The 17,207-nt window shown below is 70.9% G+C and carries 16 protein-coding genes and 1 riboswitch; of the genes, 4 read left to right on the top strand and 12 right to left on the bottom strand.

The features are described 5' to 3' along the window. Positions 1–22: 22 nt before the first annotated feature. The 6 genes from HD596_RS31605 to HD596_RS31580 form a co-directional block, all read right to left on the bottom strand. Entirely contained in the window at positions 23–670 is a 648-nt protein-coding gene (locus HD596_RS31605; protein ID WP_313045265.1) for an endonuclease/exonuclease/phosphatase family protein, read from the bottom strand. A gap of 44 nt (positions 671–714) precedes the next feature. After that, on the bottom strand, positions 715–1,647 hold the full coding sequence (locus HD596_RS31600) for an ROK family glucokinase (RefSeq protein ID WP_185072904.1): 933 nt from the start codon (positions 1,645–1,647) through the stop codon (positions 715–717). A 15-nt stretch (positions 1,648–1,662) separates the two neighbouring features. Then, the gene (locus tag HD596_RS31595; protein WP_185072903.1) at positions 1,663–2,088 is read right to left on the bottom strand and encodes a DUF5304 family protein; all 426 of its coding nucleotides are present in this window, start codon (positions 2,086–2,088) and stop codon (positions 1,663–1,665) included. A 42-nt stretch (positions 2,089–2,130) separates the two neighbouring features. Then, a complete protein-coding gene (locus tag HD596_RS31590) occupies positions 2,131–3,291 on the bottom strand; it encodes an ArsA family ATPase (RefSeq protein WP_185072902.1) in 1,161 nt (386 codons plus the stop codon). A 1-nt stretch (position 3,292) separates the two neighbouring features. Further along, complete coding sequence (locus HD596_RS31585) at positions 3,293–3,727, bottom strand: SRPBCC family protein (protein WP_185072901.1); 435 nt, start codon at positions 3,725–3,727, stop codon at positions 3,293–3,295. Between the two features lie 67 nt (positions 3,728–3,794). Beyond that, positions 3,795–4,562, bottom strand: coding sequence for a metallophosphoesterase family protein (locus tag HD596_RS31580; protein ID WP_185072900.1), 768 nt, complete (start codon positions 4,560–4,562; stop codon positions 3,795–3,797). Positions 4,563–4,665: 103 nt separating this feature from the next. Here HD596_RS31580 and HD596_RS31575 point away from each other — a divergent pair, with 103 nt between their 5' ends. Continuing rightward, entirely contained in the window at positions 4,666–6,414 is a 1,749-nt protein-coding gene (locus tag HD596_RS31575) for an AMP-dependent synthetase/ligase (RefSeq protein ID WP_185072899.1), read from the top strand. Positions 6,415–6,418: 4 nt separating this feature from the next. On the opposite strand, the gene HD596_RS31570 is transcribed toward HD596_RS31575, so the two are convergent. Then, the gene (locus HD596_RS31570) at positions 6,419–7,216 is read right to left on the bottom strand and encodes a DeoR/GlpR family DNA-binding transcription regulator (protein WP_185072898.1); all 798 of its coding nucleotides are present in this window, start codon (positions 7,214–7,216) and stop codon (positions 6,419–6,421) included. A 211-nt stretch (positions 7,217–7,427) separates the two neighbouring features. Between HD596_RS31570 and HD596_RS31565 the strand changes: the two genes are divergently transcribed. Genes HD596_RS31565 through HD596_RS31555 form a run of 3 tightly spaced genes read left to right on the top strand, consistent with a single transcriptional unit; the run spans position 7,428 to position 10,500 of the window. Next, positions 7,428–8,714, top strand: coding sequence for an ABC transporter substrate-binding protein (locus HD596_RS31565; protein WP_185072897.1), 1,287 nt, complete (start codon positions 7,428–7,430; stop codon positions 8,712–8,714). Beyond that, complete coding sequence (locus HD596_RS31560; RefSeq protein ID WP_185072896.1) at positions 8,714–9,586, top strand: carbohydrate ABC transporter permease; 873 nt, start codon at positions 8,714–8,716, stop codon at positions 9,584–9,586. The genes HD596_RS31565 and HD596_RS31560 overlap by 1 nt, the downstream gene beginning before the upstream one ends. Then, positions 9,583–10,500, top strand: coding sequence for a carbohydrate ABC transporter permease (locus tag HD596_RS31555; RefSeq protein ID WP_185072895.1), 918 nt, complete (start codon positions 9,583–9,585; stop codon positions 10,498–10,500). The genes HD596_RS31560 and HD596_RS31555 overlap by 4 nt, the downstream gene beginning before the upstream one ends. On the opposite strand, the gene HD596_RS31550 is transcribed toward HD596_RS31555, so the two are convergent. From HD596_RS31550 to HD596_RS63995, 5 genes are all read right to left on the bottom strand, one after another. Next, a complete protein-coding gene (locus tag HD596_RS31550; protein ID WP_313045257.1) occupies positions 10,497–11,618 on the bottom strand; it encodes a glycosyltransferase family 4 protein in 1,122 nt (373 codons plus the stop codon). The genes HD596_RS31555 and HD596_RS31550 overlap by 4 nt on opposite strands. A 56-nt stretch (positions 11,619–11,674) precedes the next feature. Then, positions 11,675–13,363 (bottom strand): M48 family metallopeptidase, encoded by a 1,689-nt coding sequence (locus tag HD596_RS31545; protein ID WP_281398281.1) that lies wholly within the window; start codon positions 13,361–13,363, stop codon positions 11,675–11,677. 11 nt (positions 13,364–13,374) lie between these two features. Next, the gene (locus HD596_RS31540) at positions 13,375–14,193 is read right to left on the bottom strand and encodes a hypothetical protein (RefSeq protein WP_185072893.1); all 819 of its coding nucleotides are present in this window, start codon (positions 14,191–14,193) and stop codon (positions 13,375–13,377) included. 841 nt (positions 14,194–15,034) lie between these two features. After that, a complete protein-coding gene (locus HD596_RS31535; RefSeq protein ID WP_313045253.1) occupies positions 15,035–15,409 on the bottom strand; it encodes a C40 family peptidase in 375 nt (124 codons plus the stop codon). A gap of 214 nt (positions 15,410–15,623) precedes the next feature. Continuing rightward, positions 15,624–15,787, bottom strand: a riboswitch (cyclic di-AMP (ydaO/yuaA leader). A gap of 383 nt (positions 15,788–16,170) precedes the next feature. Beyond that, the gene (locus HD596_RS63995; protein WP_313045250.1) at positions 16,171–17,148 is read right to left on the bottom strand and encodes a C40 family peptidase; all 978 of its coding nucleotides are present in this window, start codon (positions 17,146–17,148) and stop codon (positions 16,171–16,173) included. Between the last annotated feature and the right edge of the window lie 59 nt (positions 17,149–17,207).

Raw genomic sequence — 17,207 nt, 5'->3', positions numbered from 1 at the left:
GCTGGGGGGCCGGTCTTGCCCGTTAGTGCCCAACTCGCAACTCTGCGACAACGGGCAGATGGTCGCTGGCCCCGGCCAGATCGGCGATCGGGGCGTCCACTCCCCCGCACGACACGACACGCGCCTCGCGCGCCGCGAACACGGCGTCGATGCGCATGGAAGGCCGGGCCGCGGTGAACGTCAGGCCGTCGCCCTTGGGCGCCACGGCGTGGCAGTCGGCCAGCCGTCCGGCAAGGTAGCGCCAGGCGGGCTGGTGCGCCTGCTCGTTGATGTCGCCGCCGAGCACGATCGTCGCACCGAACCGGGCGGCCGCGCGCTCCATCAGCGCCACGGCCTCGGCGGCGTGGTGCACCCTGGCCGGGCCGTTGAGGTCGAGATGGAGCGAGCCGACGGCCAGGCGGGCCCCGCCGATCTCCACCACGGCGAGCGCGAGCGCGCGCCGTTCCAGCCCGAGGAAGCCCCGCAGGGCGTGGCTCTCGGCGTGCAGCACGGCGGCGCGCGGCCCGGCGAGCACGGCCACGCCGCCGATCCGGCCCGGTGTGGCCACGCGCAGGCCCGCCGCGGCGGCCAGGGCGGCGCGCCTGGCCCGCCAGCGGACGAGCCTGGGCGCCTCCTGCACGCACAGCACGTCGGCGCGCATGGCGGCGATGACCCTGGTCAACGCGGGCACGCTGTCGCGCAGCCCGCGTACGTTGTACGTGCCGACCCTGATCGTCAGCGCTGCCTGGCCAGGTCGGCCGCGCCCACCACCCCCGCGGAGGCGCCCAGCTCGGCCAGCCGGATCTCGGCGAGCGGCCGGTGCCCGCGGCCGGTGAGCTTCTCCGCGAAGGCCTGGCGGGCCCGGTCGATGAACAGGTCGGCGGCCCGCGAGACGCCGCCGCCCACGATGAAGCAGCCGGGGTCGAGGACGGAGGCCAGATCGGCCATGCCCTGGCCCAGCCAGTCGGCCAGGCCGGCGAACGCGGCCAGCGAGGCCTCGTCGCCCAGCCGGGCCGCCTCGGTGATCTCCTCGCCCTCGATCTTGCCGCCGGCCAGGCCGAGCAGGATCTTCGCCTGCTCCGGGTGGGCCTCGGCGATCTCCCTGGCGTCCTTGACGAGGGCCTGGCCGCTGGCGTACTGCTCCCAGCAGCCGACGTTGCCGCAGCCGCACTGGCGCCCGCCGGGGAGCACCTGCATGTGGCCGAACTCGGCGCCCATGCCCCACCGGCCGCGGTAGAGGGCGCCGTCGACGACCAGGCCGCCGCCGATGCCGGTGCCGAGCGTGATGCAGACCACGAAGGACTGGCCCCGCCCGGCGCCGAACCTGCTCTCGCCCCACGCCATGGCGTTGGCGTCGTTCTCGATCACGACCGGCAGGCCGACGAGGCCGCTGATCTTCTTCTGCAGCGGCTCCTCGCGCCAGGCGAGGTTGGGGGCGAAGCGCACCATCGAGCGGGTCTCGTCGACGAACCCCGCCGCGCCGACCCCGACGGCCTCGATCTGCCTGCCCGCGCTCAGCTCGCGAACGACATCGGCCACCGTCTCGGCCACCAGGTCGGGGCGGTCGGCGGCGGTGGGCCTGAGTGTGTGTTCGACGATCACGCCTTTGTCGTCGACCACACCGGCGGCCACCTTGGTCCCGCCGATATCGACACCGATCGTGAGCATTGGCCCCTTTTCTCCCTATCCCAGATCTATGTGTTCGACGTCGCCGCCCTGCTCCGGCCGGGTGGCGCGGCGGTCCGGCGTGTCCTCGCGCGGCCCGCGGGGGGCGGGCTTGCTCAGCGCGTCCAGCGCGCCGCGGAACGCGGCGAACAGCTCCCCGCCCGCGGCCATCAGGTGCCCGGTCACGTCGGCGCCCGACTCGCGCTGCGCCGCGATGGCCCGGCACCACGGGCAGGCCCGGCAGATGTACTCGTCGTGGGGCTCGGACACCGCCTCTTCCCACACGTCGCGCTCCCTGCGGGCGCCCGCGCCGGTGAACGAGTTGAACACGCTCCTGCCGACCTGGCGGGTGGCCCGCCCCTGGATCGAGTCGAACAGCTTGCGTGCCTCGTCGGCGACGGTCCCGATCGGGTCTCTGTCGTTGCCGGTGTTGCTCTCGGTCATCTCGCCCTCCATGCGTATGGGTCGCTCATCCTCCTCAACTCATCAGGACGCGGATTCGCTCCCCGGGCTGAAACCTACCCGCAGCACGCCGTCGCGGAGCGCGGCCCCGGTGATCTTCCTGCGGGCCAGCGCCGCGGGCAGCGCCAGGATCCTGCGGTAGGGGCCGGCCGTGACGATCAGCTCGTCGCCCTTGCGGGCCAGGTCGACGTCGTCGCGGTCGGCGCCGGGCAGGGCCAGGAGCAGCTCGTCGGCGTCCATCCGCAGCGGCGGCTCGACGGCGTGGGCGGCGAACGGGTCGGAGCCGGCGTACATCGCCTCGCCCACCTCGGCCAGCGCCTCGATGCCGACGGGCTCGGCGGGCAGGTAGGGGACGACGTGGATGGGCAGCGGCGCGAACGACTGCTCCGCCTCGGCCAGCAGCCTGGACTGGGCCGCCGCCCACTGGGCGCGCCACTCGTCGGCGCCGCCGGAGGGGAAGACGCGGTTGGCGATGACGGCGTCGACGCGGTAGCCGTACAGGTTGAGCGAGGTGAGGGTGCGCCTGGCCTCGGCGAGCACCACGGACTCGGGCGTGAGCACGAGCCGCACGGAGGCGTGGTCGCCGGTGAGCAGCTCGCGCACCTCCATGAGGCCGCGGTGCAGGCGCTCGCCCGCGCTCATGACCTCCTCGCCGGGCGCGCTGACGTGGGCGACGCTGCGCACGAACGGCGAGACGAGCCTGACGAGCCTGCGCCCGACCGGCATGAGCTTGCTGACGTGCCAGTCGAGCGCCTCGGGCAGGGCCAGCAGCCGCAGCGTCTCGGCGGTGGGCGCGCAGTCGACGACGATCACGTCCCAGCGGCCCTCGCGGGCGTGCTCGCGCAGCTCGAGCAGGGCGATGACCTCCTCGGCGCCGGGCAGCACGGTGATCTCCTCGGAGGTGATCTCGTCGAGGCCCAGCTCGCTCAGCACGCCCCTGGCGTACTGCTGCAGCTCGCCCCAGTGGCGCTCCAGCGACTTCTGCGTGTCCACCTGGTGGAGATGCAGGCCGGGCGCGATCTCGCCGGGCTCGACGTCGAGCGCGTCGGCCAGCGAGTGGGCGGTGTCGGTCGAGACGATCAGCGTCTTGAGCCCGCGCCTGGCGGCGAGCGTGGCAGTCGCGGCGGCGGCCGTGGTCTTGCCGACGCCGCCCTTCCCGGTGAAGAGCAGGACCCTCGGGCTCAACTCAGCTGCCTTCGACGCGCTTCTTGAGGCCCTTGAGGGCGGTGTCCACGATCACCTTCTCGGCCTTGCGCCTGATCATGCCGATCATGGGCACGCTCAGATCGACCGTGAGCTCGTACGTCACGTCCGTGCCCCTGCCCGTGTCGGCGAGCCGGTAACTCCCCCGCAGGTCGGAGACCATCTTGCCGGGCTCGACCACCTGCCAGCTCACGTGGTCGTCCTGCCAGGTGTAGCCGAGGGTGTAGGTGTCACTGATCATCCCGGCGTCAAGGACGAAGCGCACCGTCTCCGGCCTGCCCTGGCCGTCGGTGGTGAGGACCTCGGCGCTCTTGACCTGCCCGGCCCAGTCGGGGTACGAGGGGAAGTCGGCGATGACCGCCATGACCTCGGGCCGGCCTGCGCTGATGGTGGTGCTCGAAGTGGTGCGATCAGCCATGCGACCACCGTAATGCAGAATCCGCTCCTTGCGGTGGATCGCCCGGCGCGGCCCACCGCAGGCCGGGTCACCATTCGAGGACGAAAGGCACGCCCTTTCCCCGGAAGTGGCCCACGTTCACGCATTCGGTGCGCCCGATGCGGGTGCGCGCGTAGAGCGGTTGGTGGACGTGGCCGAAGAGCGCGTAGCGCGGCTGGGTCCGCCGGATGGCCTCCAAGGTGGCCTCGCTGCCGCGCTCGAACCGCCTGGCCACCACGTCGTAGAGGAGCTCCGGCACGGCCGGCGGGATGTGACAGCACAGCACGTCCACCTCGCCGACCGCCTCGACCTTGGCCGCGTACTCCTCGTCGCTGATCTCGTACGGCGTGCGGTAGGGCGTCTGCAGCCCGCCGCCCACGAACCCGAACCGCAGGCCGCCGATCTCCGCAACCTCCCCGTCGAGCACCTGGAGGCCCGGCCGCAGATAGTCGGCCCACAGGTGCGGCAGGTCCACGTTGCCGTAGGTGAGGTAGGTCGGGGTGGGCATGGCGGCGAAGAGGGTCTCGTATTGGGAGCGCACGCGGCGTTCGATGTGCTCGCGTGGGTCGCCGCCGAGCGTGGCCCACAGGCTCGCCGCCATGGCCCTGGCCTCGTCGAACCGCTTGGCCGTGCGCAGCGCGATGAACTCGGCGGCCCGCTCGGCGCCGAACAGCTCGGGGAAGATGCCCTGCGCGTGGTCGTCGTAGTCGATGTAGAGGATCAGGTCGCCCAGGCAGACCAGCGCGTCCGCCCCGTCGCCCGCCCTGGCCAATGCGTCGGCCCTGCCATGGACATCGCTGACGACATGGACCCTCATGGGCAAATCCTACTGAGGCCGGCTGCTAGCGTGAGCTGTGACACTACCCGCCCGTAACTTGACGCGGTAACGTCCAGGCGGTCCCCGAAGAGGAGTTGATCCGTTGCGCGAGTACAGCGTTCCCGTCCTGGTCGATGTGCCTTCCTCCGCCGGCCTGGCCGACACCGTGTTCAGGCGGGCCGAGCAGGAGCCGGGCGCCGTGATCATGCGCCGCAAGACCGGCTCGGGCTGGCCCGTGGTCACCGCCTCCGAGTTCCGCGACCAGGTGGTCGAGGTGGCCAAGGGGCTGATCGCGGCGGGGATCTCGCACGGCGACCGGGTCGCGCTGATGTCGCGCACCCGCTACGAGTGGACGCTGGTCGACTACGCCATCTGGACGGTCGGGGCGGTCACCGTGCCGATCTACGAGACGTCCTCGGTCGAGCAGGTCAGGTGGATCCTGACCGACAGCGAGGCGAAAGCCGTGTTCGTCGAGCTGGACGAGCACGAGGAGACCGTCAGGGAGGCCGCGCCCGAGCTGAAGCCGGTCTGGCGGGTGGACGGCGCCCTGGAGCCGGGTGAGGTCTCCGACGCCGACGTGGCCGAGCGGCGCGAGCGGGTGGGCATCGCCGACCTCGCCACGGTCGTCTACACCTCGGGCACCACCGGCCGCCCCAAGGGCTGCCGCATCACCCACGACAACCTGCTCTTCACCGCCCGCAACGTGCTGCGCGGCCCGCTGGAGCCGCTGTTCGCCACCAAGGACCCGGCGGCCCTGCTGTTCCTGCCGCTGGCGCACATCCTCGCCCGCATCATCCAGGTGGTGCTGATCGAGGCGGGCGCGGTCATCGCGCACACTCCCAACATGAAGAACGTCGCCCCCGACCTGCAGGACTTCAAGCCCACGTTCCTGCTGGGCGTGCCCCGCGTGTTCGAGAAGGTCTACAACGGCGCCGAGCAGAAGGCCATCTCGGGCGGCAAGGGCAAGATCTTCGCCCGCGCCGCCGACGTGGCGACGGCCTCCAGCCGCGCCTCCGCCGCCGGCGCGCCGCTCGGGCTCCGCCTGAAGCACCTGCTGTTCGACCGGCTGGTGTACGCCAAGATCCGCGCGGCCACGGGCGGCCGCCTGTCGGCGGCGGTCTCCGGCGGCGGCGCCCTGGGCGAGCGCCTCGGCCACTTCTTCAGGGGCGTCGGCATCGAGGTCTTCGAGGGGTACGGCCTGACCGAGACCACGGGGCCGTGCACGGTCAACATGCCGTACGGCAACAAGATCGGCACGGTCGGCAAGCCGCTGCCCGGCGTGAGCCTGCGCATCGCCGACGACGGGGAGATCCTGGCCAAGGGCCGCAACGTCTTCCCCGGCTACTGGAAGAACGACGAGGCCACCGCCGAGGTGATCGACGCCGAGGGCTGGTTCCACACCGGCGACATCGGCGAGCTGGACGCCGACGGCTACCTGCGGATCACCGGCCGCAAGAAGGAGATCCTGGTGACGGCGGCAGGCAAGAACGTCGCCCCCGGCCCGATCGAGGACGCGCTGCGCGCCCACCCGCTGATCTCCCAGGCCATGATCGTCGGCGACGGCCGGCCCTTCGTCGCCGCCCTGATCACCCTCGACCCCGAGGCGCTGCCCGACGGGGCCTCCCCCGCCGCGCTGCGTACGGACCCGGCGGTGCTGGCGCAGGTCCAGGAGGCGGTGGACCGGGCCAACCTGCTGGTGTCGAAGGCCGAGCAGGTCAAGAAGTTCACGATCCTGGAGCGGGACATCACCGAGGACAGCGGGCACCTGACGCCCACGCTCAAGGTCAAGCGCAACCTCGTCCTGCGCGACTTCGCCAAGGAGATCGACGAGCTCTACGACGGCAGGCACTGAGGGCTCACGCACCGTCGAAGGGACCGGCCGGGCCGGGCTCCTCGGCGATGAGGAGCTCGCCCACGTGCCCGGCCAGCGCCTGCCTGGCCGGCTGCGGCAGCCCTGAGTCGCTGACGAGCACGTCCGCCTCGCGCAGCGCGGCGATGGTGCTGATGCCCACCGTGCCCCACTTGGTGTGGTCGGCGGGCACGACGAGCCGGCTCGCCGCCTCCACCAGGGCGCGGTCGGTCTCCGCCTCCATCATGTTCGGGGTGGTGAAGCCGGCCCTGACGGTCATGCCGTGCACGCCGAGGAACAGCAGGTCCACGTTGAGGCGGCGGATCGCGGCCACCGCCACCGGGCCGACCAGGGCGTCCGACGGGGTGCGCACGCCGCCGGTGAGCACGACCGTCTGGTCGCCCCTGCCGGCGTGGCGGAAGACCTCGGCGACGCGCACCGAGTTCGTCACGACGGTCAGGGCCGGGACGGCGGCCAGGCGGCGGGCGAGCGTCCAGGTGGTGGTGCCGGCCGAGAGCGCCACGGTGGTGCCGGGCCGTACGAGGGCGGCGGCACGGCGGGCGATGGCCCGCTTCTCCCCCTCCTGGCGCACCGATTTGACCGCGAAGCCCGGCTCGTCCGTGGAGCCGACGCTGGTGGCGCCGCCGTGCACCTTGGCCAGCAGGCCGCGCCCGGCCAGCAGCTCCAGGTCGCGGCGGATGGTGATGTCGGAGACGCCGAACGCGCGGACCAGCTCGACCACGCGGACGCCGCCGTTCTGCCTGACGAGCTCCACGATCGCCTGCTGACGCTGCTGGGCGAGCATCGCATCACCAGATCCCAACAGGTTCCGACACGGCGGGCCGCGTGCGGCGGCCTGCCGCAGGTCACCTACCGTTCGATCGCATCATGACACGGCGTGGCCGCAGGGCAAGGTCATAGAAATGTGCGTTGACAATCGGAAATGTTGGGTTTTCGCTGAATAAAGGTGAGTGAAGTCGGGGGGATTTGAAGGGTCCGGCTAGGAGGAACCCATCATGGACCAACGTCTGCCGATCTCCCGCCGCAGTCTCCTGCTCGGAGCCGCCGCGCTCGGCGTGCCCGCCGCCCTCGTCGGCTGCGGCTCCGGCGACTCCCCCGCCCCCACCGGCGGCAGGTCCGCCGGCAACCTCGGAACGGTCACGATCGGCTCCAACGCCTCCGACGAGATCCCGAAGAAGTCCCTGGAGACCCAGGTCAAGGCCTTCACACAGGCCACGGTCAAGATCAACACGGTGGACCACAACACGTTCCAGGAGAACATCAACCGCTACCTGCGCGGCACGCCCGAGGACGTGTTCACCTGGTTCGCGGGCTACCGGATGCAGTTCTTCGCCGCGCAGGGGCTGGCGACCGACGTCTCGGACGTGTGGCGGGAGATCGGCGGCGACTACACGCAGGCGTTCAAGGACCAGTCGACCGGGACCGACGGCAAGCAGTACTTCGTGCCGGCCACGTACTACCCCTGGGCGGTCTTCTACCGCAAGAGCGTCTGGCAGGAGAAGGGATACCAGCCGCCGGCCACGCTGGACGAGTTCACCGCGCTGGCCAAAAAGATGAAGGCCGACGGGCTGATCCCGATCGCGTTCGCCGACAAGGACGGCTGGCCGGCGATGGGCACGTTCGACATCCTCAACATGCGGATCAACGGCTACGACTTCCACGTCTCGCTCATGAGCGGCAAGGAGTCGTGGACCGACCCGAAGGTCAAGCAGGTCTTCGACACCTGGCGGGGGCTGATGGAGTACCACCAGCCGGCCGCGCTCGGCCGCACCTGGCAGGAGGCCGCGCAGTCGCTGGCGCAGAAGAAGACCGGGATGTACCTCCTGGGGATGTTCGTCGCCCAGCAGTTCCCCGAGGCCGACCGCGCGGACATCGACTTCTTCACCTTCCCCGAGATCAACCCCGCGTACGGGACCGACTCGATCGACGCGCCCATCGACGGCTACATGATCTCCGCCAAGGCCAAGAACGTGGAGGGCGCCAAGGCGCTGCTCAAGCACCTCGCCCAGGCCTCCTCGCAGAACATCGCCACCAAGCTGGACCCGGGCACGCTGGCCGCCAGCTCCAAGGCCGACACCTCCGGCTACAGCGCCCTGCAGAAGCGCGGCGCCGAGCTGGTGTCGAAGGCCACCCACATCGCGCAGTTCCTCGACCGCGACACGCGGCCGGACTTCGCCTCCACCGTGATGATCCCGTCGCTGCAGTCGTTCGTGAGCAAGCCCGGCGAGATCGACTCCCTGCTGGCGAGCATCGAGAAGCAGAAGGCCAACATCTTCCGCTGATGGCGATCAAAACCCGCCGCTACTCCGCCCGCGACGTGACCGTCCTGGTCATCGGGCTGGGGATGGCCATCGTCGTCAACGTGGGCCTCATCTGGGGGCCCACGCTGGCCTCCGTCGGGCTCTCCGCCACCGACTGGAACGGCATCGGGCCGATCGAGTGGGTGGGCGGGCAGAACTACCACGACCTGGCGGCCGAATATCCGCCGTTCTGGTCGGCTGTCCGCAACAACCTGCTCTGGCTGGGCTTCCTCGGACTGGTCGCGACGCCGTTCGGGCTGTTCTGCGCGGTGCTGCTGGACCGGCGGCTGCGGCTGTCGCGCGTCTACCAGAGCGCGCTCTACATGCCGGTCGTGCTGTCGCTGGCCGTCGTGGGCTTCATCGCGCAGCTCGTCTACTCCTCCGACTACGGCGTGCTGAACGCGGTGACCGGGCTGACCGTCGACTGGCTGGGCGACAGCTCGATCAACATCTGGGTCGTCATGGTCGCGGCCGGGTGGCGGCACGTCGGCTACGTCATGGTCATCTACCTGGCCGGGCTGAAGGCGGTCGATCCGGCGCTGAAGGAGGCGGCGGCCATCGACGGGGCCGACGAGCGGCAGGCGTTCTTCCGCGTGGTGTTCCCGACGTTGCGACCGGTCAACGTGATCGTGCTGGTCATCACGGTGATCGAGGCGCTGCGGGCCTTCGACATCGTCTACGCCATCAACAAGGGCAGGAACGGGCTTGAGCTGCTGTCCGTGCTGGTCACCGAGAACATCGTGGGCGAGGCCAGCAGGATCGGGTTCGGCTCGGCGATCGCGGTGATCCTGCTGGTGATCTCGCTGGGGTTCATCGTCACCTACCTGTCGCAGATGTTCAGGGAGGAACGATGACGCTCACGGCCCCGGCCGCCGCTCCCCCGGCCCAGGAGCGGCGCGCGCCGTCCCGGCGTCCGGTGCGGCCGCTGCGGATCCTGCTGCACGCCTTCCTGACGCTGGTGGCCCTCGGGTGGCTGCTGCCGCTCGCGCTGGCCGTCTACGCGTCGCTGCGCCCGTACGAGGAGACCGCCCGCCTGGGCTACTTCTCGCTGCCCGAGCACGTCACGCTCGACTACTACGGGCAGGCGTGGTCCCAGGCAGAGCTGCCCCGCTACTACCTCAACACGTTGATCATCGTCGTGCCCGGCGTGGTGATCACGCTGTTCCTGGCGTCGTTCACGGCCTTCGCCATCGCGCGGCTGCGCATTCCCGGGCGCAGGGCGCTGCTCATCGTGTTCACCGCCGGGAACCTGCTGCCGCCGCAGGTCCTCATCACCCCGCTCTACACCCTCTACACCCTCGTCCCGCTGCCCGCGTGGCTGTCGGACTCGCAGTCGCTCTACGACTCCTACCTGGGGCTGATCCTCATCCACGTGGCCTTCCAGTTCGGCTTCTGCGTGTTCGTCATGGCGAACTTCATGCGCACGATCCCCGAAGAGATCACCGAGGCGGCGCTGGTGGACGGGGCCTCGGTGTGGAAGCGGTACTGGCGGCTGACGCTCCCGCTGTGCCGTCCGGTGCTGGCGGCGCTGTCCACGCTGCAGTTCACCTGGATGTACAACGACTTCCTGTGGGCGCTGGTGCTGATGTCGTCGGGCGACAAGCTGCCGGTCACCTCCGCGCTGAACAACCTGCGCGGCCAGTTCTTCACCGACTACAACCTGCTGGCCGCCGGGTCGGTGCTGGTGGCGCTGCCCACGCTGATCGTCTTCCAGCTCCTGCACAAGCAGTTCGTCGCCGGTCTGACGCTGGGGGCCACCAAAGGCTAGAGGAGAGTGCGGAAGCGGGCGGCCACGTGCTCCCACGCCCAGTCGCGGACGATCCAGTCACGGCCGCCCGCGCCCATCTTGCGCGCCTTGGCCGGGTCGGTCAGCAGCTCGACGATCGCCTGGGCCACCTCGCCCGGGTCCTCGCCGTTCACGACCAGCCCCGTCTCGCCGGGCCGCACGGCGTCGGGCGCGCCGCCGGACGCGCCCGCCACCACCGGCAGCCCCGTGGCGGACGCCTCCAGGAACACGATCCCGAGCCCCTCCACGTCCACCCCCTTCCACCGGGTACGGCACGGCATCGCGAACACGTCGGCGGCGGCGTAATAGCCGGGCAGGCTCGCGGCCGGCACCGTGCCGGTGAACCTGATCGACTCCCGCCCGGCGGACGACGCTGCCGCCAGGCGCTCCAGCGTCCTGCGATGGGGGCCGCCGCCGACCAGCAGCAGCACCGCCTCCGGCACCGACCGCAGCACCCGGGGCCAGGCCCTGATGAGCTGGTCCTGGCCCTTCCTCGGCACCAGCCGCGACACGCACACGACCACCGGCCTGCCGTCCAGGCCCAGCTCGGCCTTGGGCGCGTCGGGACGGAACTGGCCGACGTCCACGCCGGGCGCGAGCCGTACGAGCTTGCCCGGCGGGACGGCCGCGACCAGGCGGCCACGCGTGTACTCGCCCAGGTACGTCACCACGTCGGCGTGCTCGCCGATCCTGCGCAGCACGGCGCGGAAGCCCGGCGCGCTCGCCCACGACGCCTCGTGGCCGTGGGTGAGCATCACCACGCGCCGCGCGCCCGCCCGGCGCAGGCGGGGGGCGAGCAGCCCGAGCGGCGCCGCCGCCCCGAACACCACGGTCCGCGCGCCGTGCTCGGCCACCAGCCGCGCCGCCCTGCGGGCGACGGCCGGGGTCGGAAGCATGAGCCGTGTCGGATGCCGCACGATCGGGAACGGCTGGCGCTCGTCGAACTCCTCGCAGCCCGGCCAGGCGGGCGCGTAGACGACCACGCCCGGCGTGCGCAGCGCCAGGCCGTGCACGAACGACTGGATGCCGCCCGGCCTGGGCGGGAAGTCGTTCGTGACGACGAGCACCGAGGGCGCGGCGCCGGCCGCTGGGCGTGTCACTGCACTTGTCACTGCACGTGTCACTGCACGCGTCACTGCACGCGTCACTTCACGCGTCACTGCACGGGGACGCCGTTCAGCTTGGCCCATGCACGGGCCATCGCGATGCGCTCGGGGCTGGAAGGATGGGAGGCATAGAGCACATATTCCACCGCATCCGGCGACAAGTCGGAAATATTGGTAACTGCCAGGCGTTTCTGCATCGCTATGAACGTGGCCGGGTCGCGCGTGAGGTCCAGCGCGTGCAGGTCGGCCCTGGCCTCGATGTGGCGGCTGATCAGGTTCTCGGCGGGGCTCATGAGCAGTGAGCCGAAGGTCATCAGGCCGATGACCGCGCCGACCGCGCGCGGATCGCCCAGGCCCTTGACGCCGGTGCGGCGGCGTACCAGCTCGAACACCCAGAACAGCAGGATCGCGCCCAGCGCGGCCCCCAGGGCGCCGATGAACGTGCCGTAGAGCACGTCGTCGGTCTTGGCGTGGCCCAGCTCGTGCGCCACGACCAGCTCGACCTCCGCCTTCGGGGCCCTGAGCAGCGTGTCGTAGACGACGATGCGGCGCGTGGCCCCGAACCCGGACACGTAGGCGTTCAGCGCCGTCGTCCTGCGGGAGGCGTCGGCGACCAGCACGTCCTCGACCGGCACGCCGTCCCGCTCGGCCATGTCCAGGAGCTCGGTGCGCAGCTGGCCCTGCTGCATGGTCGTGAAGTCGTTGAACAGCGGCTCGAACACCACCGGATAGACGAACGACGCCAGCACCGTCAGTGCGAACGCGCCCACGGCGGCCGGGATCCACCAGCGCCTGAACCTGCGGGCCAGCGCCACGAGCACCAGCAGCATCAGGCTGAGCATGAAGGCGTCGACACCTATGTTCTTCAGCCGGTCACTGGCCCACGACCCCCAGGTCTGGATGGACAGGCCGTAGCCGCGCAGCAGCGTCTCACCCCAGATGGAGACCGGCAGCTTGATCAGCTGGGTGAAGAGGGTGATGACGACGACCCCCAGCACCACGCGGAGCCACCAGGGGCCTTTGAGCCATGCCACCAGCTTCACGCCGAGCGGGGTGGCGACGAGCAGCCCGGCGATGATCAGCGTGAGGGCCAGCGAGAGGTAGCCGGGCAGGATGCTGGCCGCGTCGAACGCCTCGGACCTGGCGATCTGCGCGGCGGTGAAGTCGCGGGCCGGGTCGGGCGGTCCGGAGGTCAGCAGGTGCCAGGGGGTGCTGAAGGCGGCCACGGCCGCGATCACCAGGCCGAGCAGCACGGCCGCCACCGCCGCCTGCCGCCTCAGCCGCCGCTCGCCGTCGGACTCCGGCGGCCCTCCCCCGTTCACGGACACACCCTCACCATGCCCCCGCCTCCCGCCGCCGCTCTCCCCCTCCACGAACACCGCGCCCCCGGACACCACCGGGCCGCCGCTCTCCCCTCTCACGGTCCCCGCCACGCCCACCGAAGCGGCCTCCTGGACCGGTACGGGCTCCTGCGCCCTCTCCGGCCGCGCCCTCTCCGGCCGCGCCCCCTCCGGCTGCGTCGCCCCGACGCCCGGCGGCTCGGCCCCCGGGCCCGCCGCCATGCCCACCGCCATGTCCACCGCCATGCCCGCCACCGGGCCCTCCGCTGGGCCCTCCGCTGGGCCCGCCGCCGGGCCCGCCGCTGAGCCCGCCGCCGGGCCCTGCGCCGTTCCTCCGGCCTCCTCACCCTCCTTCGACGCCTCTTGCGACGCGTCGTCCACGTTCCGCCGTTCGCTCATCTGCCTCCCCCTCACGCGAGCTGGTCCCGCACGTAGTCGCGCCACCGTGCCGTCAGCGTGGCCACGGAGAGCCCGAGCGCGGCGAGTGCTCGGTCTACGCCGCCCAGCCGGGCGTCACGGTAGAGCCTCACCAGCGTCCTCTCACCGAACCGGTCAGCGAGGAAGCGACACGCCAGCCAAGCCTCCTGGTACGCCCGCGCAAGCCGGACGGGGTCCCGCCCGTCAGCCGCGAAAGCCGCAGGCCCGGGCAATTCCCCCGGCACCCTCCCGGCCCGCACCTCAGCGGCGAGCTCGGCGGCCGCGGTCCTCACGGGGAGCCCGGAGTCGCGATAGCCGACGTAGTCGGCGAACCCTTCATAGAGCCACGGGGGCAGGCGATCGGTGCCGGCCACGACGTGGGTGAGCTCATGGGCGAGTACGACGTCCTTACCGACGGAGTTCAGCCTGGCGAAGAACTCGGGAACGATGATCACCCGCCCGCGATCGGCCACCGCCGCCAGCCCATCGACCCGCCCCACCCCGGCCAGCCCGGCCGCCTCGGCAGCGGACGAGGGCACGACTATGAGCGGTCGTACTGACCTTCCGAGCACTGCCGACACCCGCCGCCCCGCCCGATCCGCCCTGCGCGCGATGTCGCCGAGCTCACCGGGTGCGGCCTGCCGGCCGACGACCACCGCCCGCACCCCTCGGACCACGACCTCGCCGTCACCCCACAGATCGCGGACTTCGGCGGGAAGGATGGGGGAATCGGCGGTGGGGGCGCTGGCGGAGGCGGCGGCGATGAGCAGGACGGAGACGATCGCAGCCCGCCGACCCACCTGCCCTGACACGCTGCCCGATCGTAGCCGCCCCCCAGCCCAGACCCCGCACTCCGGAACTCGACCACCTCCGGCGTGACCGGGAGCACGAGGGGAGACGGGCAAGCGAAGGACCGCGCACCCTTGCGAGCCGTCCATCCGCACCACATGGGGTCGCCCGCGAGCCAGAGCACCGCACACTGGGCCATCGGCCGGGAGTCCCTGGCCCGCGAGCCGCGGGCCGTCAGCCGCAGGGCGGTGGGTCCCGGGGCGTGGGGCGCGGAGCGTGGGGCCTGGGGCCTGGGGCGTGGGCCGAGGAGCGTGCTCGTGGGCCGAGGGACGTGAGCCACGGGCCGAGGGACATGAGCCACGGGCCGAGGGACATGAGCCGGGGGGAGGGGCATGAGCCAGAGCGTGAGACCGTGAGGCCGTGAGCCGCAGGGCTGAGCGACGCGCCGTCGGGCCGTGAGCCATGAGCCGAGGGGCGTGGGGCTGTGAGCCGTGGGCCGGGCGGTTGTAGGCCGCGTGTCGTGGTCGTGGGGCCCGTGAGGCGACGACCGAGGGTCGTAGGTCGTGGGGCCGTGAGCCGCCAACCGAGGGTCCTGGGTCGTGGGGCTGCGAGGCCCCGAGGCGTGGGACCGGCCAGCGTGGGTCGTGGTGGCTGCGGGGCCGTGAGGCGTGGGACCGGCGGTGTGGGTGTGGGGTTGCTGTGTTGAGGGGGCGCCGTTGCGGTGGGGGCCATGTGCGGGTCAGAGGGCGTCTCCCTGGAGGCCCTGTGCCGGAGTACGGCGGGTGGCGCCGCCCGTGCTCCGCCGTAAAAAAACAAAAAAGGAAATCGGAGAGCCCCGCCCGGGAGAACCCGGGCGGGGCTTCTTCACATGCCGGGACGGACAGCGCCGACGAACGACGCCCGCCGCCACCCTCCCAGCTTGTCGATGCGTACCCGTTCGCCTGTCCGAGGCGAGTGGACCATCTTGCCCTTGCCGACATACATGCCCACATGGCCGAGCCCCCTGAAGAACATCAGGTCGCCGGGCTGCAGGTTCCGCCACGAGACCTTGTTCCTGATGCGGGCGAACTGGCTGGCCGCCACGCGCGGGAGCTTCACCCCGGCCTTCTTCCAGGCGTACTGGACGAGTCCGGAGCAGTCGAACGAACCAGGGCCCGTGGCTCCGTACCTGTACGGGTCGCCGACCTGGTTTTTGGCCACGGAGACGGCCTTGCGGGCCTTCACCTTCTGACGGGCCACTTTGGCCGCCCTCAGCGCCGCGGCCGAGGTCGTCTTCGAGGTGCCGGCGGTTGCGGCCGCCTTGGTCGCCGAAGCCGACTCGGTCGTCGCCGCCTGAGCCGTTGGGGCATGGAGGATCGCACCTCCGGCCGTCACGGTCATCGTGAGCGCTACGCCACTCAGGGCAATGCGGGACAGACGGGGGTTATGCAGAGAGGTAGACAGGATTTCTCCTTGTGTCTTCCACGAATGCCTACCGGGTTAGCTGACGGATTCGGGCCTGGAAGTCGCCCTACGGCGCGAGGTGCGCGCCGATTCACCCCTGATCCCTGGGGAACTGGGATCGCTGGGTCCCCGGCTCCGTGCCTCCTGGCTGCACGGATTCGGCAGGCCGACCGCCCGATCGATGTGTCGATATGGGGACGTTTGGGCGGTTGACCAGCGGATCTTTATCTGTCTCACACCGGATGAGACCGGTGCGGGTTCGCGGAGGACATGGCTTGTTCACCGCGACGTCGCCAGAAGCTACGCCGAAGGGTCAAGGATCGGCAAAGCGGGACACCGCCTGTAAAGATCAGATAGTGGAGTCAGTAAGGATGAAAATCCCTGCTGGAACGCCAGGTTCCGTTATCCAAATGTGACTCTGCTCACATTTGCTTTCGCGCCTGTTTGTCAGGCCCCAAATGTCGCGTTTGTCACACTTGTTGCGGCTTGTGGATCGTTCCCATGGCACCCCGCCCGCCGATCGCGACCGGACCCGGTCAACGATGCGGCGTAGTAGACTAAGGGCGGATGGCACCGACGAGGCGGCCGCCGTACGACGAGAGCTTGACGACCTTGACCACATCGCCGGTCTGCGGCGCGTGAACGATTTTCCCGTCGCCGGCGTAGATACTGACGTGACCCAAGCTCGAGCTGAAAATGAGGTCCCCCGGCTGGAGGGCGCTCAGTGAGACCTTACGGCTCGCGCCCCAGGCCCACTGCTGCCAGGTCGTGCGCGGCAGCGACACGCCCGCGGCGCGCCACGCCGCCTGGGTCAGGCCCGAGCAGTCCCAGCCGCCCGGACCCGTCCCGCCGAACACGTACGGCTTGCCCACCTGGGCATAGGCGAAGCGCAGGACGGCGGCGGCGTTGCCCGAGGCCGGGCCCGTGTACTGGATGCCGACGCTGTTGGGGTTGCCGGGGTTGTAGGCGCCCAGCTTCTTCAGGAGCTTCTTCTGCTCGGAGATCAGCTTCATGATCTCCGATCGCTCCTTCTCGACCCCGTCCCGTTCCCGGTCGGCCGCCTCCAGCGCCTCCTCCGCCTTGTCCCGCTCGACCTTCAGCCCGCGGTTCTCCCGGTCGAACGCGGCCAGCTTCTCCGCCCGCTCCCGCGAGAGCTGCCCGGCCAGCGCCAGACGCATCAGGAAGTCGTCGGGGCGGTCCGCGCTCATCAGGCCGGGCAAGGAGGAGGTCAGGTCGGTGCCGAGCTTGTAGCTGTCGACGGCCATGCCGATCACCTGGGTACGCAGGTCCTCGACCGTCGCCAGCTTGGACTTGTAGCGGTCGTTCAGCTTGGTGTAGGCGCCCTTGGCGGCCTTGTAGCGCTCGGTGGCCGTGTTGAAGCGGTCGACGACCTTGTCGGCCTTGTCGTTGAGCTTGTCGAGCTTGGCCTTGGCCTGCCCGAGGGTGGGCCTGGGATCAGCGACGGCGGCTCCCATAGGGGACAGGACCAGCCCGAACGCGAGACCCGCGGCCACCGGCACCCTGCCAAACCTCACTGTGTCGCCTCCCAGGGATTATATCTGGGGCGAAATAGTACAGAAGTGGCGGGTGAGGT

The organism is Nonomuraea jabiensis (genome assembly GCF_014204795.1).
In the GTDB taxonomy this organism is placed as follows: Bacteria; Actinomycetota; Actinomycetes; order Streptosporangiales; family Streptosporangiaceae; genus Nonomuraea; species Nonomuraea jabiensis.
This window is presented reverse-complemented; position numbering and strand designations above follow the sequence as displayed.

Excerpts from the sequence above, each read along its gene's own strand:
- HD596_RS31560 (WP_185072896.1), top strand. The coding sequence starts at position 8,714 with ATGGCGATCAAAACCCGCCGCTACTCCGCCCGCGACGTGACCGTCCTG.
- HD596_RS31570 (WP_185072898.1), bottom strand. The coding sequence starts at position 7,216 with ATGCTCGCCCAGCAGCGTCAGCAGGCGATCGTGGAGCTCGTCAGGCAG.
- HD596_RS31565 (WP_185072897.1), top strand. The coding sequence starts at position 7,428 with ATGGACCAACGTCTGCCGATCTCCCGCCGCAGTCTCCTGCTCGGAGCC.
- HD596_RS31555 (WP_185072895.1), top strand. The coding sequence starts at position 9,583 with ATGACGCTCACGGCCCCGGCCGCCGCTCCCCCGGCCCAGGAGCGGCGC.
- HD596_RS31585 (WP_185072901.1), bottom strand. The coding sequence starts at position 3,727 with ATGGCTGATCGCACCACTTCGAGCACCACCATCAGCGCAGGCCGGCCC.
- HD596_RS31580 (WP_185072900.1), bottom strand. The coding sequence starts at position 4,562 with ATGAGGGTCCATGTCGTCAGCGATGTCCATGGCAGGGCCGACGCATTG.
- HD596_RS31600 (WP_185072904.1), bottom strand. The coding sequence starts at position 1,647 with ATGCTCACGATCGGTGTCGATATCGGCGGGACCAAGGTGGCCGCCGGT.
- HD596_RS31545 (WP_281398281.1), bottom strand. The coding sequence starts at position 13,363 with ATGAGCGAACGGCGGAACGTGGACGACGCGTCGCAAGAGGCGTCGAAG.
- HD596_RS31595 (WP_185072903.1), bottom strand. The coding sequence starts at position 2,088 with ATGACCGAGAGCAACACCGGCAACGACAGAGACCCGATCGGGACCGTC.